The 24,639-nt window shown below is 67.3% G+C and carries 22 protein-coding genes; 3 read left to right on the top strand and 19 right to left on the bottom strand.

The features are described from left to right. Nucleotides 1-146: 146 nt before the first annotated feature. The 3 genes from SBA_RS07695 to ndk all read left to right on the top strand — a co-directional run bounded on the left by SBA_RS07695 (nucleotide 147) and on the right by ndk (nucleotide 2,566). The gene (locus SBA_RS07695) at nucleotides 147-1,592 is read left to right on the top strand and encodes a leucyl aminopeptidase (protein ID WP_261936432.1); all 1,446 of its coding nucleotides are present in this window, start codon (nucleotides 147-149) and stop codon (nucleotides 1,590-1,592) included. A gap of 23 nt (nucleotides 1,593-1,615) precedes the next feature. Beyond that, the gene (locus SBA_RS07700) at nucleotides 1,616-2,053 is read left to right on the top strand and encodes a DNA polymerase III subunit chi (protein ID WP_224547191.1); all 438 of its coding nucleotides are present in this window, start codon (nucleotides 1,616-1,618) and stop codon (nucleotides 2,051-2,053) included. 90 nt (nucleotides 2,054-2,143) lie between these two features. Continuing rightward, on the top strand, nucleotides 2,144-2,566 hold the full coding sequence (ndk, locus tag SBA_RS07705) for a nucleoside-diphosphate kinase (protein WP_224547189.1): 423 nt from the start codon (nucleotides 2,144-2,146) through the stop codon (nucleotides 2,564-2,566). 61 nt (nucleotides 2,567-2,627) lie between these two features. Here ndk and SBA_RS07710 read toward each other — a convergent pair whose 3' ends face one another. The 19 genes from SBA_RS07710 to SBA_RS07800 form a co-directional block, all read right to left on the bottom strand. Continuing rightward, complete coding sequence (locus SBA_RS07710) at nucleotides 2,628-3,473, bottom strand: sulfite exporter TauE/SafE family protein (RefSeq protein WP_224547414.1); 846 nt, start codon at nucleotides 3,471-3,473, stop codon at nucleotides 2,628-2,630. Nucleotides 3,474-3,587: 114 nt separating this feature from the next. Continuing rightward, nucleotides 3,588-4,238 (bottom strand): hypothetical protein, encoded by a 651-nt coding sequence (locus SBA_RS07715; RefSeq protein ID WP_261936433.1) that lies wholly within the window; start codon nucleotides 4,236-4,238, stop codon nucleotides 3,588-3,590. Between the two features lie 4 nt (nucleotides 4,239-4,242). Continuing rightward, complete coding sequence (locus tag SBA_RS07720) at nucleotides 4,243-4,917, bottom strand: glutathione S-transferase family protein (RefSeq protein ID WP_261936434.1); 675 nt, start codon at nucleotides 4,915-4,917, stop codon at nucleotides 4,243-4,245. 298 nt (nucleotides 4,918-5,215) lie between these two features. Beyond that, nucleotides 5,216-6,547: a sensor histidine kinase gene (locus SBA_RS07725; protein WP_261936435.1), complete on the bottom strand. Its 1,332-nt coding sequence runs from the start codon at nucleotides 6,545-6,547 to the stop codon at nucleotides 5,216-5,218. Then, the gene (locus SBA_RS07730; protein WP_224547184.1) at nucleotides 6,544-7,218 is read right to left on the bottom strand and encodes a response regulator transcription factor; all 675 of its coding nucleotides are present in this window, start codon (nucleotides 7,216-7,218) and stop codon (nucleotides 6,544-6,546) included. Before SBA_RS07730 ends, SBA_RS07725 begins: the two co-directional genes overlap by 4 nt. A gap of 8 nt (nucleotides 7,219-7,226) precedes the next feature. Continuing rightward, on the bottom strand, nucleotides 7,227-8,621 hold the full coding sequence (locus SBA_RS07735; RefSeq protein ID WP_261936436.1) for an efflux transporter outer membrane subunit: 1,395 nt from the start codon (nucleotides 8,619-8,621) through the stop codon (nucleotides 7,227-7,229). Next, nucleotides 8,618-11,728 (bottom strand): efflux RND transporter permease subunit, encoded by a 3,111-nt coding sequence (locus SBA_RS07740; RefSeq protein WP_261936437.1) that lies wholly within the window; start codon nucleotides 11,726-11,728, stop codon nucleotides 8,618-8,620. The genes SBA_RS07735 and SBA_RS07740 overlap by 4 nt, the downstream gene beginning before the upstream one ends. Continuing rightward, nucleotides 11,728-12,705 carry an efflux RND transporter periplasmic adaptor subunit gene (locus SBA_RS07745; RefSeq protein ID WP_261936438.1) on the bottom strand — a complete coding sequence of 326 codons (978 nt, stop codon included), beginning with the start codon at nucleotides 12,703-12,705 and terminating at the stop codon, nucleotides 11,728-11,730. Before SBA_RS07745 ends, SBA_RS07740 begins: the two co-directional genes overlap by 1 nt. Nucleotides 12,706-12,806: 101 nt before the next feature. After that, nucleotides 12,807-13,301, bottom strand: a complete 495-nt coding sequence (locus tag SBA_RS07750; RefSeq protein WP_261936439.1) for a phosphatase PAP2 family protein — start codon at nucleotides 13,299-13,301, stop codon at nucleotides 12,807-12,809. Nucleotides 13,302-13,446: 145 nt separating this feature from the next. Next, nucleotides 13,447-16,482: an efflux RND transporter permease subunit gene (locus tag SBA_RS07755; RefSeq protein ID WP_261936440.1), complete on the bottom strand. Its 3,036-nt coding sequence runs from the start codon at nucleotides 16,480-16,482 to the stop codon at nucleotides 13,447-13,449. Further along, nucleotides 16,479-17,489 carry an efflux RND transporter periplasmic adaptor subunit gene (locus SBA_RS07760; RefSeq protein WP_261936441.1) on the bottom strand — a complete coding sequence of 337 codons (1,011 nt, stop codon included), beginning with the start codon at nucleotides 17,487-17,489 and terminating at the stop codon, nucleotides 16,479-16,481. Before SBA_RS07760 ends, SBA_RS07755 begins: the two co-directional genes overlap by 4 nt. After that, complete coding sequence (locus tag SBA_RS07765) at nucleotides 17,486-18,919, bottom strand: TolC family protein (RefSeq protein ID WP_261936442.1); 1,434 nt, start codon at nucleotides 18,917-18,919, stop codon at nucleotides 17,486-17,488. The genes SBA_RS07760 and SBA_RS07765 overlap by 4 nt, the downstream gene beginning before the upstream one ends. 7 nt (nucleotides 18,920-18,926) lie before the next feature. Further along, entirely contained in the window at nucleotides 18,927-19,133 is a 207-nt protein-coding gene (locus SBA_RS07770; protein ID WP_261936443.1) for a hypothetical protein, read from the bottom strand. Then, nucleotides 19,123-20,298: a glycosyltransferase gene (locus tag SBA_RS07775; protein ID WP_261936444.1), complete on the bottom strand. Its 1,176-nt coding sequence runs from the start codon at nucleotides 20,296-20,298 to the stop codon at nucleotides 19,123-19,125. The genes SBA_RS07770 and SBA_RS07775 overlap by 11 nt, the downstream gene beginning before the upstream one ends. A 4-nt stretch (nucleotides 20,299-20,302) precedes the next feature. Then, complete coding sequence (locus SBA_RS07780; protein ID WP_261936445.1) at nucleotides 20,303-20,812, bottom strand: DUF2141 domain-containing protein; 510 nt, start codon at nucleotides 20,810-20,812, stop codon at nucleotides 20,303-20,305. Then, a complete protein-coding gene (locus tag SBA_RS07785; protein WP_261936446.1) occupies nucleotides 20,809-21,768 on the bottom strand; it encodes a hypothetical protein in 960 nt (319 codons plus the stop codon). Before SBA_RS07785 ends, SBA_RS07780 begins: the two co-directional genes overlap by 4 nt. Nucleotides 21,769-21,823: 55 nt before the next feature. Then, on the bottom strand, nucleotides 21,824-22,975 hold the full coding sequence (locus SBA_RS07790; protein WP_261936447.1) for a glycosyltransferase: 1,152 nt from the start codon (nucleotides 22,973-22,975) through the stop codon (nucleotides 21,824-21,826). Continuing rightward, nucleotides 22,963-23,727: a polysaccharide deacetylase family protein gene (locus SBA_RS07795; RefSeq protein ID WP_261936448.1), complete on the bottom strand. Its 765-nt coding sequence runs from the start codon at nucleotides 23,725-23,727 to the stop codon at nucleotides 22,963-22,965. Before SBA_RS07795 ends, SBA_RS07790 begins: the two co-directional genes overlap by 13 nt. Further along, complete coding sequence (locus tag SBA_RS07800; protein WP_261936449.1) at nucleotides 23,724-24,509, bottom strand: hypothetical protein; 786 nt, start codon at nucleotides 24,507-24,509, stop codon at nucleotides 23,724-23,726. Before SBA_RS07800 ends, SBA_RS07795 begins: the two co-directional genes overlap by 4 nt. Nucleotides 24,510-24,639: the final 130 nt, after the last annotated feature.

Genomic DNA, 24,639 nt, shown 5'->3' on the forward strand with positions numbered 1-24,639 from the left:
TGCCCGTCCGCAATCGCCCGTCGCGCATCTTTGCCCGGAAATCGGTCGAACGGCTTTGCCAGACGGAGAAAGCCGCACTATCTGGCAGATAAGAGAGCGGCCGGCTTGGCCCCCCGCCCCGAACGAACAAGAGGACAAGAACCCCGATGGATATCCAGTTCAGCCCGACCCGTCCCGATGCCGACACGCTGGTGTTCGCCGTGCCCAAGGGCGGTTTCGACGCGCTGCCCCTGTCGGCCGCGCCCATTTTGGCGGCGGGCGCCGCCGCATCGCGCTTCACCGGCGAGACGGGGACGAGCTTCGAAAGCTTCGTGTCCGAAGGCGGCAAGACGCTGCGCGTGCTGTTGCTGGGCATCGGCGCAGGTAGCGAACAGGACGTGGAAAAGGCCGGCGCGGCGCTGACCGCAAAGCTGTCGACCAGCGGCGCGATCCATGCTGCGGTGGAATTTTTCGGCGGCGCGAGCGGCGAACTGGCGGCGCATCTGGCGTTCGGCGCATTGCTGCGCGGCTGGCGGATCGACACCTATCGCACCCGTCAGCCCGAAAAGGCCAAGCCGACGCTGAAGACGATCACGCTGGTTGCGGCCGGCACGGACGCGGCGTGGGACCGGCTGGCTGCGGTCGCCGCAGGCGTCGCCTTCACCCGCGAACTGGTGTCGGAGCCGGCGAACATCCTCTATCCCGAAAGCTTCGTCGAGCGTTGCCAGCATATGGCCGAACTGGGCGTGAAGATCACCGTGCTCGACAAGGCGGCGATGGAAAAGCTGGGCATGGGCGCGCTGCTGGGCGTGGCGCAGGGGTCCGTGCGCGAGGCGCGGCTGCTGGCGCTGGAATGGGACGGCACCAATGGCGCTGTCGAAAAGCCGGTCGTCTTCGTCGGCAAGGGCGTGACCTTCGACACCGGCGGCATCTCCATCAAGCCGGCGGCCGGCATGGAAGACATGAAGTGGGACATGGGCGGCGCGGGCGCGGTCGCCGGCGCGATCAAGGCGCTGGCCGGGCGCAAGGCAAAGGCGCGCGTGGTCGGCATTTGCGGTCTGGTCGAAAATATGCCGGACGCCAATGCGCAGCGCCCCGGCGACATCGTGACGTCGATGTCCGGACAGACGATCGAGGTGCTGAATACTGACGCCGAGGGGCGGCTGGTGCTGTGTGATGCCATCACATGGGCGCAGAAGACTTACGCGCCCGAAGTCATGATCGACCTCGCCACACTGACCGGCGCGATGATTGTCGCGCTGGGCGATCAATATGGCGGCCTGTTCGCCAATGACGACGGACTGGCCGAAGACCTGACCGCAGCGGGCAAGGCGAGCGGCGACCAGTTGTGGCGCTTCCCGCTGTCGGACGCCTATAACAAAATGATCGACAGCCCGATCGCCGACATGAAGAATATCGGCGGGCGTTACGCTGGATCGATCACCGCGGCGCAGTTCATCAAGCGCTTCGTGGACGATGGCGTGAAGTGGGCGCATCTCGACATCGCCGGCATGGTCTGGTCCGACAAGCCGGGCGCGACCTGGGACAAGGGCGCCACCGGCTATGGCGTGCGCCTGATCGACCGGCTCGTTGCGGACAAGTTCGAGCATTGACCCCAATTCGCTAGAGGAAAGCCGTGCAGGTCGATTTCTACCAGCTCAGCCGCGATCCGGTGGACCAGGTGTTGCCCGCGATTGCGGTGCGCATCCTGGACCTGGGCGCGCGGCTGCTGGTGGTGGCGCAGGAACCGGAGCGGCTGGAGCGGATTTCGGCGGGGCTTTGGGCCGGTCCGCCTGAAAGCTTCCTGGCGCATGGCCGGGCGGGCGATGGCGGCGAGGCGCAGCAGCCGATCCTGCTGAGCGAGGCTTGCGAGGCGCTGAACGGCGCGGCGCATATCGCGCTGGCGGACGGTATCTGGCGCGACGCGGCGCTGGGGTTCGAGCGGGCCTTCTACTTTTTCGACGAGGATACGGTCGACGGGGCGCGCGCCAGTTGGCGGGTGCTGTCGAAGCGCGAGGAGACGATTTCGCGCTACTTCAAGCAGGACGGGCGCAAATGGGTGCAAATGGCCTGATGTTCGGTCAGGGTTAAGCCCCTTGCGGCCCGGCCCGGCCGCGTCTAAAGGCGCGCCCAGCATTCCCAACAATCTGGAGTTTCGAGGGCCATGGCCGTCACGCGCACCTTTTCGATCATCAAGCCCGACGCGACCCGTCGCAACCTGACCGGCGCCGTCACCAAGCTGCTGGAAGAAGCCGGGCTGCGCGTCGTCGCATCCAAGCGCATCCGCATGAGCCGCGAGCAGGCCGAAGGCTTCTACGGCGTTCACAAGGAACGGCCTTTCTTCGCCGACCTGGTCGCCTTCATGATTTCCGGCCCGGTCGTCGTCCAGGTGCTGGAAGGCGAGAATGCCGTGCAGCGCAACCGCGACATCATGGGCGCCACCAACCCCGCCAATGCCGACGCCGGCACGATCCGCAAGGAACTGGCCGAATCGATCGAAGCCAATTCGGTCCATGGTTCGGACAGCGAAGAAAATGCCGCGATCGAGATCGCCTATTTCTTCAAGCCGGAAGAAATCGTCGGCTAAAGCCGCGATCCTTCGATCTGAAAAGCCCGGTCCTCGTCCGCGAGGGCCGGGCTTTTTGATGTCAGTGCGATTTGGCCAGAGCGGGCGCCTCGACCTTCACCGGGTCGGGCGTGCGGGCCTTGACGAACAATTGCCAGGAGGACAGCGCCAGCACCGCGGCGAGCAGGGGTTGCAGCACCTTGTCGGGGGCATGGGACGACAGATAGCTGCCAACGATCACGCCGGGTATCGACCCGATCAACAGGTTCATCAGCAGTACGCCGTTGACGTCGCCCATCAGCCAGTGGCCCGTCCCGGCGATCAGCGCCAGCGGCACGGCATGGGCGATGTCCGACCCCACGATGCGGGCAACCGGCAGGCGGGGATAGAGGATGAGCAGCACCGTCACGCCGATCGCGCCCGCGCCGACCGAGGAGAGCGTGACCGCCGCGCCGATCAGCGCCCCGAGCGCCGTGGTGCCATAGAAGGTGGCGTCGGCCGAGTGGCCCGATCCCAGCTCGTCCCGATGGCGAAACAGCCATTTGCGGCCGATGACCGCGATCGACGTCAGCGCCAGCAGCGAGGCGAGCGACAGCAGGATGATATGTTCGGTCGTTTTGCCGACGTCGCCGATCCAGCCGAGCACCAGCAGCGTGACTAGCGCGGACGGCACGCTCCCCGCCGCCATGCGCCGCACGATCGGCCATTCGATCGTGTCGCGCTTGCCATGGACCGCCGATCCGACGATCTTGGTCAGGGCGGCGAAGAGCAGGTCGGTGCCCACCGCGGTCTTGGCGCTGACGCCGAACATCAGCACCAGCAGCGGCGTCATCAGCGAACCGCCGCCAACGCCGGTTACACCCACCAGCACGCCGACCAGCAGGCCGGCAATGGCGTGGAAGAGGTCGATCGATCCCATCAGGCTCATGGCGCCCGTCTTGTCCTTATCGTCATATTGCGCAACCCTGCGCGCGCCTTGCACCCGTTTCATCGCCGCAAGACAAGCGGCTTTCCTGTTTCAGGCGGAAAAGCAGGGCTTGGGCTATTTTTGACTGAGGCGCGCCCAGCGGGCGTCGACCCTCATCTGGGCGCTGTCGGCCTTGACCGTTTCGACCCGCGACAGGCCGCGCAGCGCCAGGCTGTGCCCGGCGATCCAGCGGCCTGCAATGCCATAGCCTATGTCGTAGAGCGCGACATTCTCATGCGCATCGCCACCCACCACAAAACGAGTGGTGATGACCACCGGCAACCGCTCGTCGCCCACGCTGTCGTCGGGCAGCTTCGCCCTGGCCCGCGCCTTCTTGAGCGCGCTGTCGAACCAGCCGGCCTCGATCCGCGGATCGCCGGTGGTATCGACCGCCGCGATGCCGAGCGCGCGGGGGAAGAGGATGGTCTGGCTCTGGATGATCTGGTCGGGATCGGCGGTCCTGAGCGCGATCCGGTCGTCCTTCACCGAATCGGCATTGAGCACCAGTACGGCGGCGCGGCCGGACGCCTTGCGGCTTTCCGCCGCCTTTTCGGCGCGTTCGTCCTTCTTGTCGGCCCAGTTGAGATAGAGGGTGAGCGCGGAGATACCCACCGCCAACACCGCCAGCACTTCGCCCAGGGTGATCCAGCGACGACGAATCGCGGCGGCTTCCGCTGCCCGCTCTTCCTTGGCTGCCTCTCTGGGCGTTTCGGGCGTGTCGCTCATGGCCTCACACCGACTGTGGCGGAACTTCGAATCGGTCGATCACCCAGTCCTCCGCCTGCGCGCCGCCGATCCATTCCTGCATCCAGGGATGGGCGATGATGGCTTGCATATAGGCTTGCGCAAAGCGGGCGACCGGCAGTTGATAGGTGATGAAGCGAGTGACGACGGGCGCGAACATGACATCCACCGCCCCGAAGGCACCGAACAGGAAGTCGCCTTCGCCGCCATGGCGGGCGCGGGCCTGCGCCCAGAGCTGCATGATTCGGGCGATATCCTGCGCCACTGGCTCGGATGGCGGCACGGCGGGATAGATCTGCCGGATGTTCATGCTGTGCTCGCGGCGGAGCGCGGCGAAGCTGCTGTGCATTTCCGCCGCCATCGACCGGGCCATGGCGCGCGCGGCGGGATCGACCGGCCAGAACAGGTCGCCACTGGTCTTTTCGTTCAGATATTCGACGATGGCCAGGCTGTCCCACACGACGACGTCATCGCCGTCCCACAGGATCGGCACCTTGCCGGAGGAGGGAGCGAACTCGTCGCCCTCACGCCGTTTCTCCCAGGCTTCCTCATAGAGGGGGACGACCACCTCCTCGAACGGGAGGGCGGACAATTTGCACGCCAGCCAGCCGCGCAGCGACCAGCTCGAATAGGCCTTGTTGCCAATGAACAGCTTCATCATATCGTCTTCTTAGACGGGAGCGACGGAACAAGTCGAGCGGGAAGACGTGTCGGAATCCCATTAAAGATGATCCCTTCCTCCTTCGGAATACTGTACTTTTTGCCGTTCGGATCATTTCCGCTTTTCCCCTGAAAACGAATGCAAATTCGAACATGGCGGTTGAGTTGATCGCAGGCCGAGGTCGGCCTGCGATAGTTCATCTCCCGGCATGGCGCGGTCGGTGCTCTTGGCGGGCAGATCCTCGCTCTGCTGGCGCGGCATGACATGGACCGATTGCACCATGTCGACCAGGGAAAGGTCAGCGCGCCAGACGCACCTCTACGCCAAAGCCGGGCGCGGGCAGGATCGACGCCGATCCGCCGTGTATCCTTGCGACAGCCGCGACGAGGGCGAGCCCCAGGCCGTGGCCGTCGGTGGACCGGCTGGCTTCGGAGCGGCTGAACCGGTCGAACAGGCGGGGGATATCCGCTTCGGGGACGCCCGGACCATCGTCGCGCACGCATAGCAGGAGGCAAGCGTCCTGCGAGGAAAGCGTCACCGAAACCCGAGTGCCGGGCGGAGTATGACGCAGGACGTTGTCGAGCAGATTGGCGACCAGTTGGCGCAACAGGCGGCGGTCGCCATGAAGATGGTGGCCGGGCGCGACAGCGGATGAAAGCCGATGCCCCGAAATCTCGAAATCGGGGTCGTAGGAATCGATCAGATCTTCGACGAGGTCGGTCATGGAAAGGTCGCGAAAATCGCGACGCAGCGTTCCGGCCTCGACCTCGGAAATGCGCAGGATCGCCCCGAACAGTTCCAGCAGTTCCTGCGATTCCATCGTCGCCGCTTCGATGGCGACCTTTCTCTCGTCCCCCTCGCGCGTCAGCGCCTCATGCAGTTGGTTGCGCAGGCGGGTCAGCGGCGTGCGCAGGTCGTGGGCGACGTCGCTCGACACCTGACGCAGATTTTCGACCAGCGCGGCATTGCGGTCGAGCATGTGATTGAGGGTTTGCGCGACCCGGTCGAACTCGCTGCCCGACCCGTCCAGCGGCATACGCTGGCGCGGGTCGCCCGCGATGATCGCCTGGGCGGCGTCGTCGAACCGGCGCAGCCGGCGCTGCGTGACGACGCCCACCGTCCAGGCGCCGCCGATTGCGAGCAACAACATGGTGGCGAACGCCGCCAGGAACAGCTTCAGGATCGTGATGTCCATCTCGTCGATCACTTGGCGGTCGACGGCGACCAGCAAGCGGCCACCATCGGGCAGGCGTGTCGTCAGCGACTGGGCGATGCCGCCTTCCCGGCCATAGGGGAGCAGTTCGACATAGCCCGACATTGCAGGCACCTGCGCATCGAAAGCACCCGCCAGTCGCCGTCCCTGCGGATCGAGCAGGATATAGCCCAGGCTGGCGGTGCTATGGGCGGCGTCGCGTTGATGGATCAGCGCTGCGAGCCGCGCCGTGCCGCCATCGCCCGTTCGGGCCAGCAACGAGCGGGTTTCGGTCGCAATACGCTGATCGAGTTGCACCTCCATCGCCTCATGCACCACGACATAGGCCAGCACGCCGATCACCAGCGTCGCCAGCGCGAAGACCAGGCTGACGAGCGCGGTGAGGCCGAATGTGGTGCGCCAGGGACGGCGCATCATTCGCTGCGGATCATATAGCCCGCGCCGCGCACGGTTTCGATCGCGTCGACATCGAACCCGGCGTTGAGCTTCGACCGCAGGCGGCTGAGATGGGTTTCGACGATGTTGGTCTTCGGCTCGAAATCAAAGTCCCAGACGCGTTCCAGCAGCATCGTGCGGGTCATGACGCGATGGCGGTTGCGCATCAGTTCGGCCAGCAGCGCAAATTCGCGCGGCTGGAGCGCCACTTTCCTGCCCGCGCGATGGACGGTGCGGCGATGCAGGTCGATCTCTATGTCGCCGACCGCCAGTTTCGCCGTCTCCATTTGCGGCGCCGGGCGGCGGCCGAGCGCGTTCACGCGCGCCACCAGCTCGGAAAAGGCGAAGGGCTTGACCAGATAGTCGTCGGCGCCCGCTTCCAGTCCCTCGACCCGGTCGGCGATCCGGCCGATCGCGGTCAGCATCAATATGGGGCTGCTGTTGCCCGCGGCGCGCAGCATCTTGACCAGCGACAGGCCGTCCAGTCCCGGCAGCATCCGGTCGACCACGACCGCGTCGAATCCGCCATCGGTCGCCTGGAACAGGCCATCGCGCCCGTCGGCGGCCACACTTACGGCATGGCCGATCTCCCGTAGACCCCGTGCGACGAAGTCGCGGGTTTCGCTATCGTCTTCGATGATGAGGATGCGCATGATGCGTCCTAACCGATCGGGCGGGCGGGATCGAGTGGCTGCGGCGCGTTCTGCCAGCCGCCGCCCAACGCCCGGAAGAGCGCGACATAGGATTGGCCAAGCAGCAGGTCGGATTGCGCACGGGCCAGTGCGGCGGTCGCCCGCGTGCGCTCCGCGTCGATGACGAGCAGCGGCGACACGTCGCCCAGCCGCGCGCGTGACGCCGTGCGGCGGGCATAGAGCGCGGCTTCCTCGGTCGCCCCGGTCAGGGCGACATTGCGCTGCGCTTCGGCCTGCGTGGCGGCCAGCGCGCTTTCCACGTCGCGCAGCGCCCGCAGGATGGCGCCGTCCCAACCGGCCAGTGCGCCGCGCTCCTTGGCCTGGGCCTGGGCGATCCTGGCGCGCGCTGGCCCCTGATTGGGGAAAGCCCAGGACAGGAGTGGCGATGCGGTCGCGGCAAAGCCGCCGGACAGCAGGCCGATCGCGCCGCCCAGATTGACCTTGGGATAGAGCTCCGCGCGGGCGACGCCGATTCCGGCGGTGGCGGATGCCAGCTTGCGTTCCGCCTCGCGAATGTCGGGGCGGCGCAGCAACAGCGCCGCGCCATCGCCGACCGGGGCGGCGTCCTTCAGCCGGGGCGGCGCCGCGCAGGTGATGGCGGCGATGCGCGGATCGGTCGGCGGCAGTCCCTGAAGCGTGGCGAGGCGATAGCGCGCGCCGTCGCGCGCGGCGTCGAAGGACGGCAGCATCGCGCGGGAAGAGGCGAGCAGGCTGGCCGCTTGCGAGACTTCCAGCGGAGACAGTTCTCCGGCGCGATATTGGTCCTGCACGCCCTGGAGGGCGCGCGCCTGCGCCGCGACGATCTCGCGCGCGATCCGGCCGTTTTGGATGGCGCCGCACAGGTCGACATAGGCCAGCACCGTGTCGGCCGCGACGGCGACGCGAACACCGTCCAGCGCGGCGGCCTGCGCGTCCGCATCGGCGCGCGCGGCGAGCGCACCGGACCGCAGCCGTCCGAACAGATCGATGTCCCAGCTGATCGTCGCGGCGGCGTCATAATCGCTGGCGGAGACATTGGCCGCGCTTGGCTGGCCGGATGGATTGTCGAGGCCCAGGCTGCTTTCGATGATCGGCTGGGGCAGCCGGGCGGCGTCGGCCTGCCGGATGGCGGCGCGGGCCGCGTCGAGATTGGCATAGGCGACGCGCAGATCGGCATTGGCGGCAAGGCTCGCCTGCACCAGCGCATCGAGCTGGGTATCGTCGAACAGGCGCCACCATTGGTCGGGCACCGGGGCGATCAACGTGGCGGCCCGGCTGGTGAACGGGGCGTTCGCCGTTGGCGGCGCGACGAGGGCAGGCGGGGGCGATGCGGCCATGCAGCCGCCAGCGAGCAGCGCGGCCAATGCGCTGAAACGGCGGATCATGCCGCGTCTCCCGTCGCTGCCGTGCCCGGTTCGTTCGGTCCCTGCGCATCCTCGCCGAAACGGGCATAAAGGGCGGGCATCAGAAACAGGTTGAGCAGGGTGGAGGACACCAGCCCGCCCAAGATCACGATCGCCATCGGATGTTCGATCTCATGCCCCGGTGCATTGCCCGCCACGATCAGCGGCACCAGCGCGAGGCCCGCGCAGGCGGCCGTCATCAGGATCGGCACCAGCCGCTCCTCCGCCCCGCGCAGGATCAGGGCGGGGCCGAACGGTTCGCCTTCATGCACCCGCAGATGATGATAATGGGACAGCAGCATGATGCCGTTGCGCGCGGCAATGCCGATAACGGTCACGAAACCCACCAGCGAGCCGAGCGACAACAGGCCGCCGGTGAGCGCCACTGCGATCACGCCGCCCACCAGCGCAAAGGGCAGGCTCACTGCGACGAGCGCGGTGATCCGGCCGGAACGGAACTCCAGCCAGACCAGGATCAATATGCCGATCAGGCACAGCAGGCCTGTCGTCCAGAGCCGCTGGCGCGATTCCTTCAATGCAGCATATTCGCCCAGCACCTTGGCATGATAGCCCTGCGCGAACGGCGTTTGCGCGACGGCCTGCTCCACGGCGCGGGCCACGGTGCCCAGGTCCGAACCGCTGACATTGAGCGTCACGTCCAGCCGGCGCTGGCCGTTCTCGCGCTTGACCTCATTAGGCGCGGGCTGGACGCGCACGTCGGCGACATCGCGCAGCCGCACCGGCGCGCCCGTCGGCGTCTGGATCATCAGCTCTTGCAGGGCATGGAGGTCGCCCCGGATCGCCGGTTCGCCCCAGATCGCGAGGTCGAACGCCTTCTGGTCGCGATAGATTTCGCCCAGCTTCTGTCCGGCGACCAGGCTTTGCGCCTGCCGACGGACCTCACCGGGCGTCAGCCCCAGCGTTGCCATGGCGGCGGGGCGGGGCCGGATCTGGATTTGCGGCACCAGCACCTGGGATTCGACCTTGAGGTCGGCCACGCCGTCTATGCCCGCGACCCTGGCCTTCAACCGGTCGGCCGCAGCGCGCAACTCGGTCTGGTCTGGGCCGAAGATGCGTATGACGACCGTCGCGCCCGCGCCCGACAGCACTTCCTTGATCCGTTCGCGCAGATAGGTGAGGACGTCGCGGAACAGGCCGGGATAGCCCTCGATGACTTCCTTGATCTTGGCCACGCTGCCGTCATAGTCGGCGCTTTCGTCCAGACTGATCCACAATTCGGTGAAGTTCGGTCCGACCACTTCGTCGGCGGCTTCGGCGCGGCCGATATGCGCGCCGAAATTGCGCACGCCGGGGATCGCCCGCAATTCTTTCGACACCTTGATGGTGATCCGGTCCATCGCCTCGATCGAGGCGCCGGGCTTTTCCAGCCAGTGCATCAGGAAATCGGTTTCGCGGAAATCGGGCAGGAACTGGTCCTTGAAGTTCGCATAGCCGATCCCCGCCAGCAGCAGCCCCCCGGCCACCACCGCCATCACCGCGCGCGGCGCGGCGATCAGGCGGGGCACGGCGGTCGCATAGCGGCGCTTGAGGGCGGCCACGAAGCGCGTATCCCGTTCCGCCTTGAGCGGTGCATTGGGCAGCAGGAACAGGCACATGGCGGGCGTCACCACCAGCGCCACCAGCAGCGATGCACCGATTGCCAGCACATAGGCGATCGCCAGCGGCTGGAAGAAGGTGCCGGCCACGCCGCCGAGGAAGAAGATCGGCAGGAACACCAGCATCACGATCAGCGAGGCGAAGACGACCGCCGACCGCACCTCCAGCGAAGCCCCCAGCACCACGTCGAAGGCGGAGCGGGGATGGTCCGCCTCCCGGTTCAGCCGCAGGCGGCGGGCGATATTCTCGACGTCGATGATCGCATCGTCCACCACTTCGCCCAGCGCGATGACGAGGCCGGCGATGACCATCGTGTTGATCGTCGCCCCGCTCCACAACAGGACGAGGCCCGCGCCGAGCAAGGACAAGGGGATCGCGACCAGGCTGATCGTCGCCTGCCGCCAGTCGCGGGTGAAGAGGAACAGCACGACCGCGACGAGGAAGCAGCCGATCGCCAGCGCACGGGTGAGATTGTCGATCGACCGTTCGATGAAGGTGGCGGGGCGGAAGATCGTGCTGTCAATCCTCACGTCCTTCAGGCCCGGCTTGATTTCTTCCAGCGCCGCCTCGACCGCGCGAGTCAGGTCCAGCGTGTTGCCGGTCGGCTGTTTTTCCACGATCAGCATGATGCCGGGGCCGTCGTCGATGATGGCGTTGCCGATCGGCGCGGCGAATCCTTCGGTCACGCGCGCGACATCGCCGATCCGCACCGGCGCGTCGCCCGCCAGCTTGATGACGGTGCGGGCCAGATCGTCGGGGGTCTGGATCGCGCCGGGCTGTTGCACCGCCATCCGCTGGTTGGCGGTGTCGACGAAGCCGCCGCCGCCGACCAGCACGGCGTCACCCGCCGCCGCGCGCAGTTCGTTCAGCGTCACGCCTGCGGCGCGGAGCTTGTCGGGATCGACCAGTATCTGCAACTGCCGGTCCCGCATCCCCCACATGGCCACATTGGCGACGCCCGGCACCGCCATCAGGCGCGGCCGGATGGTCCAGCGCACCAGTTCGGAGAGCTGCATCTGGTCCAGCTTTCTGGACGAAATGCCGATCTTCATCGCCCGGCTGGTGGAGGATAGCGGCGGCAGCATCACCGGCGGCCGGGCGGCGGTGGGCAGCCGTCCCTGCACCTGCGCAACCCGCTCCTGCACCATTTGCCGCGCGCGCATGACGTCGGCGCCGCGATCGAGGAGGATCACGACAGACGACAGGCCCAGCACCGACTTGGACCGCAGCGTGGCGAGGTGCGGGATACCGTTCACCTGCGTCTCGATCGGCACGGTGATCAGGCTTTCCACCTCCTCGGTGGACAGGCCAGGCGCTTCGGTCTGGATCTCCACCATCGGTGGCGCGAATTCGGGAAAAACGTCGAGCGGGACGCTGGTCGAGGCGCGCAGCCCCAGCACGACCAGCAGGGCCGCCAGCGCCAGCACCAGCACACGCTGGGTCAGCGCGGCGCGAACGAGCCATGCCAGCATCAGTGTGCGACCCCGAATTCGGTGCCGAACAATTCCATCGCGCCTGTGGTGACGACACGCATACCGGGTTCAAGCCCGCGCGCCAGGATCACGCCATCCGTTCCGGTCGATGCGATCTCCACCCGCTGGCGCACATAATGGTTGGGCGCGGTCTGGGCATAGACCCATTCCCCGCCATAAATGTCGCGCACGACCGCGGAAGCGGGCACCGTCAACCCTTGCTGCATCCGCCCCATTGGCAATTGCACGGCCACCCGCTGGCCCACGCGCCACCTGTGGTCGCGATTGTCGATGGCATAATAGAGGTCGATCGTACCGGCGGCGGCATTGGCCGAAGGCGGAGCTTGGACTGGTCGCGCTGGTTGGCCGGCGTCGGTCCCGCCCAAGGCGCGGACCGACGCCGGGGCCAACCGGCTGATCGCCGTCACGTCCGTGCCCGATACCGATGCCCGCACCCATAGCGTCGATTGGCGACCAAGCGTGGCGACAGAGGGGCCGAGCAATCGCCGTTGTTCAAGGGCGACATGCGCCTGCGCCTGCGCGGTGGCGAGCGCCGCGGCCGCCTCGTCGCGCGCGCGGACGCTGCCCGCTTCCTCCGCGACCAGTTGGCTCGCCCGGTCCAGCGCGATGCGCGCGAGGCGGGCCTGCGCGCGGGTTCGCGCGACCTCGCCATCGGCGGTCGCCTGCGCTGCGCCGATCTGGGCGAGGTTGCTGAGCGATCCGGTCGGCACGCCGCCCGAGCCATTGGGCACGACGATCTCGCCGCTCGTCTCGCGGATCATGCCGGTCCGGCCAGTGCCGACGGTTATCGTGGCGATGCCAAGACGCTGGACGGCTTGCGGCGTCAGCGTAAGTCCGAGCAGTTCGGTTTCATGGGCGATCACCTCTGTTTTGGCCGGAGCCGCAGCAGGCGTCTTACCCTTTTCACCGCACGCCGGGAGCAGCAGCAGGACGCAGAGAAAGGAAATGCGGTGCATGGAGACTCGCCATCAGGACAATATGGCCGTGTCTCTATCGGCCCACGCTGGAACCCTGCTTTCCGCAACTATACCATTTGTCCATCCCGGCCCGCAGCCGTTCAGAACCGGATCGCCATGGCGACGCCGCCACCCTTGCTGTCGCCCCAGGGCAGGATGCGGACATCGGTGTCGCGCCGCGTCGTGATGAGGAAACCCGACGCTTCGCCGATGGCCGCGCCGGCGACGACATCATACCAATGATGCTTGTCGGCCTTCACCCGGGCCAGGCCAACAAACGCCGCGACGAGTTGCGCGGGAACGCCGACCTTCCAGCCATAGCGGTTATGCAGGCTGGCCGCCGCGGCGAAGGACGTCGCGCTATGGGACGAGGGAAAGCTTTTCCGGTCGCTGCCGTCGGGGCGCATTTCCGGGAAGCGTTCCTTCAGGCCCAGCGACAGCAGGGTGGCGGCGCCGATGCTGCCGCCGGCTTGCAGCGTGCCGGTCCAGTCTTCCTGCACTGTCGGCAGGGCCAGCGCGCCGGCGACCAGCAGGTCGCGACCGATGTTGCTGGCGTTACGCCAGTCTTTGTCGGATGCATGAGCCGTTCCCGCCATCAGCGATGTGCATGTCATGGCGATCAAAGAAATGCAGTGCTTCACACATTGTCCCCCCGCGCGAGCGGGAGGCTCGCGGCAGGACGACGATGTTATTTCCGCCGCACCTCAGTCGGGTCGTGTCGCCTCCGGGAAAATCAGGAGATCAGACTTTGCCACGCGATGGCCAGCAGAGCAGGATTGCAGGCAGGAACAGCAGCACCAGCGGCACGGTGGCGACCAGTCCGAATATGATTGCGGTGGCCAGCGGTTGCTGGAGGCCAGCGCCCCGGCTGAGGCCCAGCGCCAGCGGACTGAGCGTCAGGATCGCGATCAATGCCGACATCAGGATCGGGCGCAGCCGCTTGGACCCTGCTTCACGCAGCGCGGCCAGCGTCACGCTTGCGCCACTTTCGATCTCCGCGAGGTAGAAGATGACCAGTTCGGTCACCATGCCGACGACCATGGTCAGGCCCATCAGCGCGGAGATGTTGAGTTCCGTGCCGGTGACCCACAATCCCAGCAGCGCAGCGCCCGCCACCAGCAGCACCGTCGCCATCGCCGACAGGGTCCAGGCCAGATTTTCGAACAAATAAGTCAGAAGCAGCGCGCTGAGCAGCAAGGCGGCCGCGAACACCATCGCCATGTCGGCAAAGCTCTTCTGCTGTTCGGCATAAAGGCCGCCATAATCGACGCGCACCGAACCGGGGAGGTGAAGCCCCGCGACCTTCGCCTGCACCGCCTGCATGGCCGATCCGAGGTCACGGCCCTCCAGCCGCGCGGTGACGGCGATGAAGGGGGCGAGATTCTCGCGCGTCAGTTGCTTCTGCCCGCCATCGATGCCGACCTGCGCGATCGATCCCAGCCGCACGCCATGCCCATCGGGTGCGGTCAATGGCAGGTCGGCGATCTGGTTCGCGCGGCTGCGCAGATCCTGCGCGCTACGAACCCGGACCGCGACCAGTTGTTCGCCGAAGCGGATGTTGGTGGCGATGCTGCCGCCGACCAGCGACTCGATCTGGCTGGCGACCTGGTCGGGGTCCAGCCCCTGTTGCGCGGCCAGGCCATTATCGATCTTGACCGAGATGGCGTCGCCGGTGACCCGCAGCCCGTCGACGATTTCGACAACGCCGGGGATGGTCGCCAGCGCTTTGCCCACACGCCCGGCGGACGCCTCCAGTGCGGTGGCATCGTCGCCGAACAGCTTGACCTCGATCGGCTGGGGCACCGCGGTCAGGTCGCCGATCAGGTCTTCCATCAGTTGCACCAGTTCGACCTGCAATCCGGGCACCTTCGCCTCGACCTGCCGGCGGATGTCGGCCATCACCGCGTCGATCGGGCGGCGCGAACCATCCTTGAGCCGTACGAAGAAATCGCCTTCATCGGCTTCGGTCAGTCCGCCGCCCAGTTGCACGCCCAGCCGGCGCGAATAGCTGGCGACCTCGGGCGTTGCAGACACGATCGCTTCCACCTGCTTCACCAGCCGGTCGGTATCGGCGAGGGATGAGCCGGGCTTGGCGGTATAGTCGAGGACGAAACCGCCTTCGTCCATCACCGGCATGAAGCCGGAGGGCAGGCGATACCAGGACAGGGCGCCGGCGATCAGGAAGACGCCGCCCATGATGGCGGCGGCCAGACGGGGGCGCGCAAACAGGCGGTCGCCTGCGCGGGTATAGACGCGGTCGAGCCGGTGCATGACGCGATCGGCCTTTTCCGCCGCCTCCGCATCGCTCTGCCGCAGCCAGCGTGCGGCGATCAGGGGAATGACGAAGCGGGAGAAGAGCAGCGAGAGGGTAAGAGCCGTGACGATGGTGATCGCCAGCGCCTTGAAGAAACCGCCGCTGACCCCGCTGATGAAGCTCAATGGCAGGAATACGACGATCGTCGCCAGGGTGGAGCCGACCAGCGGCCGGCCCATCTCGGCAGCGGCCGCGAGCCGGCTTTGCACGTCGGGCGCTGCCCCTTCCTGCATACGCCGCATGATATGTTCCAGCATGACGACCGCATCGTCCACCACCAGCCCTACCGCGGCGGCCATGCCGCCCAGCGTCATCATGTTGAAGCTGAGACCGAGCGGATAGAGCAGCAGGCAGGTGCCGGCGAGGACGGCGGGCAGCATCAGCCCGGTGATCAGCATCAGCCGCCCCGATCGCAGGAACAGGAACAGCACCAGGCCCGCCAGGACGGCCCCCAGCAGGATGGCGTCGCGCACGGCATTGGCTGCGCCCGTCACCAGTTCCGACTGGTCGTAGAAGGGCGTTACCGTCACGGTCGCGGGCAGCCCCAGGGCGTGCAGTCGCGCGTCGACGGCCTTGACGATCGCCACCGTATCGCCGGTCAGCGCCTGCCGGACGTTGATGAGGACGGCGCTGCGCCCGTCGGAAGCGATCCGGACATAGGCGGGTTCCGCCGCTGGATGCACGGTCGCCACCTGCCGCAGCGTGACGACCGCCGCGCCGTTTCCGGTCGCGGCGCGGATCGGCGTGGCGAGCAGGTCGGCGGCCGACGTCGCCGTGCTTTGCACCAGGACCAGATACAGGCGATGCCTGTCCTCGATCCGCCCCGCGCCGCGGATCGTGTTGGATTTGGTAAGCGCGTCGGTGACGTCGGTGATGCCGAGGCCGAAGGTGCGCAGCCGGGCCGGATCGATATCGACCGCCAGTTCGCGCGGCGTGCCGCCCAGCACATCGACCGCCGCGACGCCCTGGACGGCGGTCAGCGCAGGGCGGACCTTGAGTTCGGCCAGTTGCCGCAGGGACTGCTGGTCGAGCGAGGGGGAGGTCAGCGCGATGCCCAGAACCGGGAAAATGGTGGGATCGGACCGGCGCACATCGAATCGCGTGCCGGCGGGCAGGTCGGGCAGCAAGGTCGCCAGCGCCCCCTGTGCCGCCAGCGTCGCCGACACCATATCTTCGCCCCAGGCGAAATTGAGCGCGACATCGGCCGTACCCCGGCTGGTGGTCGACCGGACGCGGGTGACGCCGGGGACGCTGCGCAGCGCGATTTCGACCGGACGGCTGATTTCCGCCGCCATTTGCGCCGCATCGCGGTCGCCCGCGTCGATGGTGACGACCACGCGCGGATAGTCGATATGGGGGAACAGGCTGACCGGCATGGCCCGCGCGGCCAGCACGCCGCCCAGCGCCAGCAACAGGACAGCCAGCCAGATCGATCGGCTGTGCCGTTCCAGCAGGGCGGTCATCGCAGACGAACCTTCATCCCGTCGTCCAGCGCCGTCCCGCCCTCGATCACGACCTTGTCGCCGGGAGACAGGCCCTTCGTCACGACAATCGCCGCACCGTCGCTTGGCCCCGTCACGATGTCGCGGCGATGGGCCGTTCCCTTCACCACCACGAAGACGAAAGGCTGGCCGGCATCGTCGAGCAGCGCGGTATAGGGAATGGCCAGCGCGTCCCCGGCGCCTTGCATCGTCGCCTCGCCGGTCAGTGCCTCACCCGGCCGAAGCGCTGCGCCTGCGGGCAGGTCGGCATAGGCGGCGGCGAGCTTCGTTTGCGGGTCGACCATGGGATCGACGGCGGACAGACGGGCAGGGATGGTGTGACCGCTGCCCGCCGTCGAAATGGCTATTGCGGTGCCTGCGCGCAGATTGCGGACCAGCGCCGGATCGATGCCGAAGTGCGCCCTGATCGCGCCGGCGCCGCCGATCGCGACGATGGATGTGCCTGCCGGGATCAGATCGCCCGGCGTCCCGGTGATGGATTCGACATAGCCCGCGCGCGGCGCGCGCAGGATCAGGCTGCGGCCGGTCAGGCTGGCCAGGGTCGCGTCGGCGCTGGCCTTTGCGGCGCGTGCGGTTTCGACATCGGCGTCGCTCATCAGCCCGTCGCCGCGCATACGGACGGCGCGGGCATAGGCCGCATCGGCGGCCTGCGCATCGCTGCGCGCCTTGGCCATGTCGAGCATCGCGGTCGGGCCGGGGGCGAGGCGGATGATCGCCTGGCCCTGTCGCACGGCGGACCCGACCGGCGCATCGATGGCGACGAAACGCGCTTCGATCAGCGCGAACAGGTCTGCCCGCCCGCCGGGGCCGCTGTCGGCCACGCCATAGAGGCGGATGGTTTCGCCGACCGCCTGTCGCCGGACTGTGGCCAGCTTGACCAGAGCCTGCGGCTCCGTGCCGTCCTCCTGCGGGGCGGAGGAGCAGGCCGCCAGCAGCGCCAGCGCCATGACCGTCACGATCGTCTTCACTTCCATTGCTCCCGCGTTGCGCCTGTCAGTAATTCCAGGGCGATGGCCTGTTCCGCCATGTCCTGCGCGCTGTGCAGGCGCAACAGTTGGCGATCCCGCAATATCTGTTCCGCCGCGCGCGCTGTTGCATCGGGCAGATCGCCGCGTGTCGCCGCGCGACGGCTCGCCTCGGCCTGCCGCGTCGCTTCGGCAAGGCCGCCATCGAGATCGGTATATTGCCTACGGGCAATCGCCAGTGCGGCGACGGCCGCTGCGATTTCCGCCCGCGTCTTGAACAGGCGCGCCTCATATTCCGCTTTCAGGGCGGCGCGCGTCGCCTTTTCTATGGCGATTCCGCCCCGATTGCGGTTCCACAGCGGCAGGGTGAAGCCGATCGCCGGTCCCAGCGTGACGTTCCGGCCTGTGTCGCGCCCGCCATTGATGGTCAGGTCCAGCGTCGGAAACTGATCGAGGATCGCCTTGCGCAGCGCCGCTTCCTGGGCGTCATACCCCTCGCGCAAGGCGCGCAGGTCCGAGCGCTCCTGCCGCGCCAGCGCGAATAGCTGATCGGCGTCGGGTAACGGCGCAAAGGCGGCGACGGGCGCGATACGTAGCCGGTAGGTCGGCGGCAGGCCAAGCAGGCGATTGAGTTCGAGCCGCGCGGCGGCCAGGTCTTTTTCTGCCTGACGCGCGACCTGTTGCGCATCTAGGGCCGCGATCCGGGCGCCTTGCAGCGGATCGGCCGACACGTCGCCCCGGCCGGCGGCGGCGCCATAGCGGGCAAGAAGATGCTCCGCCGACGCAAGGCTGTCCCGCGCCACCACGCTCTGGGCTTCCAGCGCGGCGATGCGCACGGCCTGAAGCCGGGCCTGTCCCGCCGTCTGCCATTCGGCCCAGACGAGATCCATGCGCGCCTGCCGCCGCTGCGCCTGCGCCTGTTGCCGGGCGACGGCGCGAGTCCGCAGGGCATTGAGATCGAGGCCCAGCGCAGATGCAAGTCCAGCGACCGGATCGGCGCCTGACAGGATCGGATCGATGCCCAGCGAAACAGTCGGATCGGGCATCAATCCCGCGCTGAAGACCTGGGCGTCGTTGACGCCATTGCGCGCACGCAGCGCCTTGAGGTCGGGATTGGCCGTCACCGCCAAAGCGGCAATGGCATCTTCGTCGAGCGGCCCAGACAGATTGATGGCCTGTGTGGGGGGGCTGGATGCACGTCCATAGGGACGGACCAGCGATACGGCGGCAGGCGCGGCCAATATGTCTGGCGTATCGATCAGCGGCTCGGGCGCATAATGCGCGCAACCTGTCATCATCAACATTGTCGGCAGCAGCCTGAATCGACCGAGGGAGGGACGCGACACGAAACCGCCGTTCTGCAAGAGGAATGCCGCGACGATAAAGCCGATGGAGGCGATTGCCCAAGATATTTCCTGGATGGTGGCGGTCAAGGACGCTTCATGAACGCCGATCGCTCAGCGCCCACCAGATGATCCGCACCATCAGCGGCCAGCAACGGCAACTGCATTGACGGGTATAGCCTGCGCTGTTGTCGCGGCGGCGGCCCGCCTCCGCTATGCGCGCGCGCCGTTGCATCCGCTTTTGTGCCCAGGTGCCGGGCCGGATATGGGGCGGATCGATCGACAAGGTCGCGTCAGGCGGCATGACGACGCCTCCCGACGAGCCCGGCATAGGTGGCGAACAGACGATCGAAATGACGGTCCATCGTGCCGACCTGTGCGGCTGCATCGCTCGCCCGTCGCCGCCATAGCACCGGATCGGTCACGGCCAGATGATCGATCGCCTGCGCGAGGCTGGCGGGTTGCCCGGCATGATAGCGCAAACCGAGGCCGGGGGCGGCATGATCCGCGGCGCCGCCTTCGTCGGGGACGATGACGGGCAGACCGCTTGCCCGCGCTTCCGCTGCGACCATGCAGAAGGTTTCCGCCTCGCATCCATGGACGAGAGCATCGGCGCTGGCCAGCAGCGTCGCCAGCGTCGCGCGATCGCTCGTCGGCGCCAGCAGGTGGATGTGCGGATTATGCGCCGCGGCCCGGCGCACGCGCGCGCTGTCCCGCCCGTCGCCGATCAGGACCAGTCCCACCGACTGGCGACAGCCCGCCATCGTGACGGCCTGGATCACCTGCGGCCAGCGTTTCTCCGGCGCATGGCGGCCCGCGCCGATCAGCAACAGGCTGTCGGGACCAAGGCCGCAGCATTGCAGCAGATGGCGTCTCAGGGCTTCGTTGCGAAGGGTGGGAGAGAATATGCCCGGTTCCACGCCCATGGCTATGGTTCGTGCGCCGACGACGCCACCGTCGCGCAGTCTTGCCGACAGGCTGTCATTGGCGCTGACGATCAGGTCGAATGCGGCGTCGAGCCTGCGCAGGTGCCGCCAATACCAGTCGAAGCCGCGATCGATTGTCGCCCGTCGCGCGACCGGGCCGAACCAGCGATAGGCATAGGCCGACAGGGGATCGGCATGCATGATCAGCGCGCGGGGCGCATCGCCCCGCCAGCGACCGACCATCGCCGCGCTCGACCATGGGGAAGACGCCTCGACCAGATCAGGCTGCAAATCGTCCAGCATGGCGTGGAGCGAGGCTTCGTCATCGAAATAATGATAGCGGCGGTCCAGCGGGAAGCGCCGCGCGGGCAGCAGGACGATCCGTCCGTCGCCACCCGTCGGCAGGACCGCGCTGCGTTCGCCGGGCGCCAGGATGATGACCTCATGCCCGGCCTTCGCGCCAGCCTTCAGCTTGCGTTCGACATAGGTTTTCACCCCGCCGCCCTGCGGTGCGTAGAAGGCGCAGACATCGACTATACGCATGGCATCAACGCTCCAGGGGGCCGAAGGAAAACAGACTGCGGCGATAGTTGAGGGTGATGGCGATCGGCGTCGGCCCGGTGAGCGCGCGGGCGCTTGCGGCGCTGGCCGACGGCTTGCTCATGCCCAGTTTCGGATTGCCGGCAAAACCGATGCCGTCAACCGACAGCGCGAATTTGCGATTGGCGTCCCGGTCGTGCAGCAGGCTGAGCGCATAGACGCCCGGTCCCGGCGCACGGATGCAGAGCTGGATTGGCCCCGACGCCGGGACGGCTGTTTCGACGCGCCGGAATGGCTTGCCAGCGGCCACCAACATATTGTCGTCGGCCAGGAAATCGGCGTCGTTCGCCGGATACAGCTCCAGCTTGAGCCGGCCCTTGCGATCCTTGATGCCATTGACGGTGACGAGGAAGGACGGGCCATGCTCGTCCGCGCGGCACTGGCCTTCCGCCTTGCCCAGATCGGGCGAGGAAGGCAGCGACGTCGCCGCCGCCCAGAGGAGCAACGGCGCGATCATGCCCGGTTCCCGCGCCACAGGCCGCTGGCGCCCAGCGCGATGCCCACCACCAGATGGGCAGCCATGATGAGTGTTGCCATCAGCGCCATGGCCGACACGATCTCGCTGTCGCGCCCGATCAGGAACGCGGCCATGCCGGCAAAGACGACATCCTTGTTGGGCAATAGCGGCAGGCGGGAAATCAACTGACGCAAGGTGCCCAGCAATATCCAGGTCCCGACATCCACTGACGGCAGCAGGATATGCCACATGCCGGCCGCCAGCAGGGTCGTCGCGACGATGCGCAGCAGATGGACGGCCGACACGAACCAAAGGTCGGCGCGCGGCAGGGCAAAAAGCTTATGGCGCAGCAACATCGCCGCCAGCGAGGTGGCCAGCACGAAAAGGATGGACCCCGTGATTTCCCAGTGGGTGGCGCCGATGGGCAGCGCATCGAACAGGGGGATGGCGATCACCAGCATCGCCAGCGTGACGAGATTGCCGACCAGCGCGGACAGGATCGTCACATCCTTGAGCGCGCCGAAAGGGGCCGCCTTGATGGCGGCGCTGCGCCGCGCCCAGGCATAGAAATAGACCTCGCCCAGATAGCCGAGCAATATCTCGTTGCTGACCAGCTTGCGCAGCAATGCGCCGAACCCGCTGACGGGGATGGCCCATAAACGGCGGAAGATCGCCCATTCCGATACCGGCCCGGCGGTGTAATAAGCGACGAAGGCCAGCCAGAAGAGGGGCGATGTGGGCATGAGCGCCCAAAGGCTGGCCCGGTCGAGGTCGCGGAACTGATGGAGGGCGACCGCCAGGATCAGGATCGACACCAACGGCCCCGCCCATAGCGTCCAGTTGCGGCCTGAGCGGATCAGCGGCTGGGGATCGATGACGGTGGCGAGGGGAGCGGCAACCTCTTGATAGAGGGGATGGGATCGAAGGACTGAACCGGCGGATGTCTGGTCCGTCATAAATATCTCGTCATTGTTGCTTCGGACGCTCTGACGGCGCGTGGCGCACGGCACCTCAGTCGGAGGGGGCGAAATTATTCCGGCAGGCGGGGGCATGTCGTCGGATGGATTGGAAACGGGCGAGATAGGCGTGTGATGCCTGTTCGACGGTGAAACGTCGGGCCTGCGCCAGGCTGGCCGCGCGATCCTGACGCAGGCGGCCTGCATCGCGGATGGCCGCGCTGAATGCGTCCAGATCACCCGTGTCGACGAGATGGGCCAGAGCGCCGTGGCCGGTCAGGGCGGTCATGCTGACGCTGCACCGGGTGGCGATGATCGGCAGCCCGGCGGCCAGGGCTTCCACGACGACGGCGGGCACGCCTTCATAGTCCGACGACAGAAGGAACACGTCGAATTCCGGGAGGCGGCTTGCGGGGTCGGGCACATGTCCCGGCCATGTCACGCGATCCGCGATGCCCAGATCCTGGCACAAAGCCGTGAGCATGGCGCGTTCCGGGCCTTCGCCATATATGGTCAGGCTATCCAGCGCCGCAGCGCCGCGCGCAAAGCCGCGGAGCATCAGGGCGACATTCTTCTGGGTCGCCAGCCGTCCGACGCCGACGAAGCGCAGCCCCCCTGTCCGGGCTTTGCGCGCCGGCCGGGGGGCATGATGCAGCCGCATCACCTGCGCTTCGTCCAGCGCCGGGTCGGGAATGATCGATATGCGCCGGATTGCGGCCGGAATGGCGGCCTCAATTTCGCCCGCCATCGGCTCTTCCATCCCGATGAAATGATCGATGAAAATACCGTGCAGGCGCAGCCATCGGTGATAGAGCCAGCGTATCGGCGCGACCATGTCCCGGCGCTCCAGATCATTGCTGATCTTCGCCAGGATGGGCGGACAGCGACGCCCCAGCAGCAGCTTCATCGCCAGCGCGACGATCGTATAGCTGTTCCCAGCGCAGAAGAGCGCGTCGGGCCGGAGCCGGACGATGGCGCGCGGCAGCATCGCAATCATCCACAGCGTCTCGATCCAGCCCGTCGAAAAGGGTTGGCGGGGGACGTCATAGGCAAGGTGGGCGGCTATTTCCTCGCGCATCGCGCCGTCTGTCCGTCCCATGAAGAGCGGCGCATCGACGCCTTGCGCCCGCCACGCCCGCACGAGCCGCAACGCGACGCGCTCGACGCCGCCCGGTTCGAAACTGTGAAGGAAGGTCAATATGCGCATGGCGTGGGCGGCGCGGTCAGCAGGTCGCCATAGCGTGCCGGCGCATGGCTGCGCCGCACCCGTCGCAGCGCATCGTCGATGCTGCGCATCAGGGACGGAACATGGGCGTCGCCCGGATGCACCGCGATCCGAACCACTGGCGCAAAATGCAGCAGCGGCGGCAACAGGCGCGCGACGGCCAGCGACGATGCGATGCGCGCCCGGCTGCGGCTGGCCCAGGTAATCACCGGCCCGCGCGCCAGCGTGGCGCCGCTCTGGGGCGACCAGACCTTCATATGATCCTCCGCCAGCGCGAAGCCGGCCTGCCCCAGCGCCGCAAGCGCCGGCGCACCATAGAGCCATGCAGGCGCGACGAAGCCTGCAACGGGCTTGCCGCTGATATCCTCGATCAGCGCCCGGCCATCGGTCATGCGTTGCAGTGCGGTCCTATGGTCGAGACCCAGAAACTCGCCTTCGCCCGCCGTCATGTGGCGGGCCTTGAACCGTGAGGCTGCTCCGGCGTGGCGGCTGTCGTCGCGATGATACCAGCCATGGGCGAAGAGGCTGACACCCCGGTCGGACCAGTCGCGCAGGCGCGATGCGAAGGGCGACCCTGCGATCAGGGGATGGGCGCCCCAATGATTGGGCACCACCAGCATGGCCAGATGATCAGGAGCGACGTGGCGCGACACATGATCCACCAGCCGATCGACTTCGGTTTCGAAGCGGGGACCGACATCGTGAAGGGACAGCAGCAGGCGGCGCTTGGTCATAGGTGGAAGCGCAGGCTGGCCATGGCGCGCCGGTCGGTGTGGAGCGCCGTCTGGTCGACAAGGCCAAGATCGGCGGCGGGCCGCTGCATCGCACCCAGTGAAAGGCGCCAGTCGATTCCCCCCGTCGCCGCGGAGGCGGCGGTTGCGAAAGCGAGTTCCAGGCCATGGCCCGTCAGCGGCGCGCCGCCGATCGTTTCCGCCAGACGCGTCAGATCGTCGTGCCGCGCCGAGCGCGCGACCGAGAGATAGTCGAGCGACAGACGGCTTTCGTCGCCAAAGGCCAGGGCCATGCCGGCCCGCGCCATCCGGGTCGCCAGTCGACGCGAATTGACGTCGACAATCTGCAGCCGCCGGCTCATGCGGGCATAGTCGGCTCCGATAATCAGACCGAGGTCCGAAACGAGGGGGATGGCCGCCGAGAGGCCGATGCCCTTCGTCGACCAGCGATCGCTGTCGAGTCCGCGACTGCCTTGATCGGCGCCATTTGTGGCGCGGGTGGCTGACAGCGATAGCTCCAGCGCACCGACCGACAGACGGGAGACGCGGGACCGGACCTGGGCGAGATCGAAACGATCGGCGAGGCTGAGCATCGTTGCATAGGGGGGCTGCGAACGCGCTTCAGGCGCCGGCGGGGCAGCCGTGCGCGCCAGTCGGGCGGCGCTTGCGACCAGCAGGTCGGTCATCCGCATCGGCGGTCCGGCTGCCTGCGCCATTGCCGTCACCGGATAGCAAGCGGCCGTCGCCAGGAATATCGCTGCAATCTGTCGGTGATTTTGCATCATGCCCGCTTTCCTGTTTTCGCAGAGACGACGCCGCCCGCTGCAACCGCAGTCGGGACGATCCCGGAAAATTCCTGTGCGGGTGGACTGTGGTCGCCGCATCGCGATGCCGTCCAACGGCGGACAAGCGGGA

Source organism: Sphingomonas bisphenolicum (assembly GCF_024349785.1).
GTDB classification, from domain to species: domain Bacteria; phylum Pseudomonadota; class Alphaproteobacteria; order Sphingomonadales; family Sphingomonadaceae; genus Sphingobium; species Sphingobium bisphenolicum.

Bases quoted from the DNA above. Each gene is read 5' to 3' on its own strand.
- SBA_RS07695 (WP_261936432.1), top strand. From the start codon at position 147: ATGGATATCCAGTTCAGCCCGACCCGTCCCGATGCCGACACGCTGGTG.
- ndk (WP_224547189.1), top strand. From the start codon at position 2,144: ATGGCCGTCACGCGCACCTTTTCGATCATCAAGCCCGACGCGACCCGT.
- SBA_RS07710 (WP_224547414.1), bottom strand. From the start codon at position 3,473: ATGAGCCTGATGGGATCGATCGACCTCTTCCACGCCATTGCCGGCCTG.
- SBA_RS07715 (WP_261936433.1), bottom strand. From the start codon at position 4,238: ATGAGCGACACGCCCGAAACGCCCAGAGAGGCAGCCAAGGAAGAGCGG.
- SBA_RS07720 (WP_261936434.1), bottom strand. From the start codon at position 4,917: ATGATGAAGCTGTTCATTGGCAACAAGGCCTATTCGAGCTGGTCGCTG.
- SBA_RS07725 (WP_261936435.1), bottom strand. From the start codon at position 6,547: ATGATGCGCCGTCCCTGGCGCACCACATTCGGCCTCACCGCGCTCGTC.
- SBA_RS07730 (WP_224547184.1), bottom strand. From the start codon at position 7,218: ATGCGCATCCTCATCATCGAAGACGATAGCGAAACCCGCGACTTCGTC.
- SBA_RS07735 (WP_261936436.1), bottom strand. From the start codon at position 8,621: ATGATCCGCCGTTTCAGCGCATTGGCCGCGCTGCTCGCTGGCGGCTGC.
- SBA_RS07740 (WP_261936437.1), bottom strand. From the start codon at position 11,728: ATGCTGGCATGGCTCGTTCGCGCCGCGCTGACCCAGCGTGTGCTGGTG.
- SBA_RS07745 (WP_261936438.1), bottom strand. From the start codon at position 12,705: ATGCACCGCATTTCCTTTCTCTGCGTCCTGCTGCTGCTCCCGGCGTGC.
- SBA_RS07750 (WP_261936439.1), bottom strand. From the start codon at position 13,301: ATGGCGGGAACGGCTCATGCATCCGACAAAGACTGGCGTAACGCCAGC.
- SBA_RS07755 (WP_261936440.1), bottom strand. From the start codon at position 16,482: ATGACCGCCCTGCTGGAACGGCACAGCCGATCGATCTGGCTGGCTGTC.
- SBA_RS07770 (WP_261936443.1), bottom strand. From the start codon at position 19,133: ATGCCGCCTGACGCGACCTTGTCGATCGATCCGCCCCATATCCGGCCC.
- SBA_RS07775 (WP_261936444.1), bottom strand. From the start codon at position 20,298: ATGCGTATAGTCGATGTCTGCGCCTTCTACGCACCGCAGGGCGGCGGG.
- SBA_RS07780 (WP_261936445.1), bottom strand. From the start codon at position 20,812: ATGATCGCGCCGTTGCTCCTCTGGGCGGCGGCGACGTCGCTGCCTTCC.
- SBA_RS07785 (WP_261936446.1), bottom strand. From the start codon at position 21,768: ATGACGGACCAGACATCCGCCGGTTCAGTCCTTCGATCCCATCCCCTC.
- SBA_RS07790 (WP_261936447.1), bottom strand. From the start codon at position 22,975: ATGCGCATATTGACCTTCCTTCACAGTTTCGAACCGGGCGGCGTCGAG.
- SBA_RS07795 (WP_261936448.1), bottom strand. From the start codon at position 23,727: ATGACCAAGCGCCGCCTGCTGCTGTCCCTTCACGATGTCGGTCCCCGC.
- SBA_RS07800 (WP_261936449.1), bottom strand. From the start codon at position 24,509: ATGATGCAAAATCACCGACAGATTGCAGCGATATTCCTGGCGACGGCC.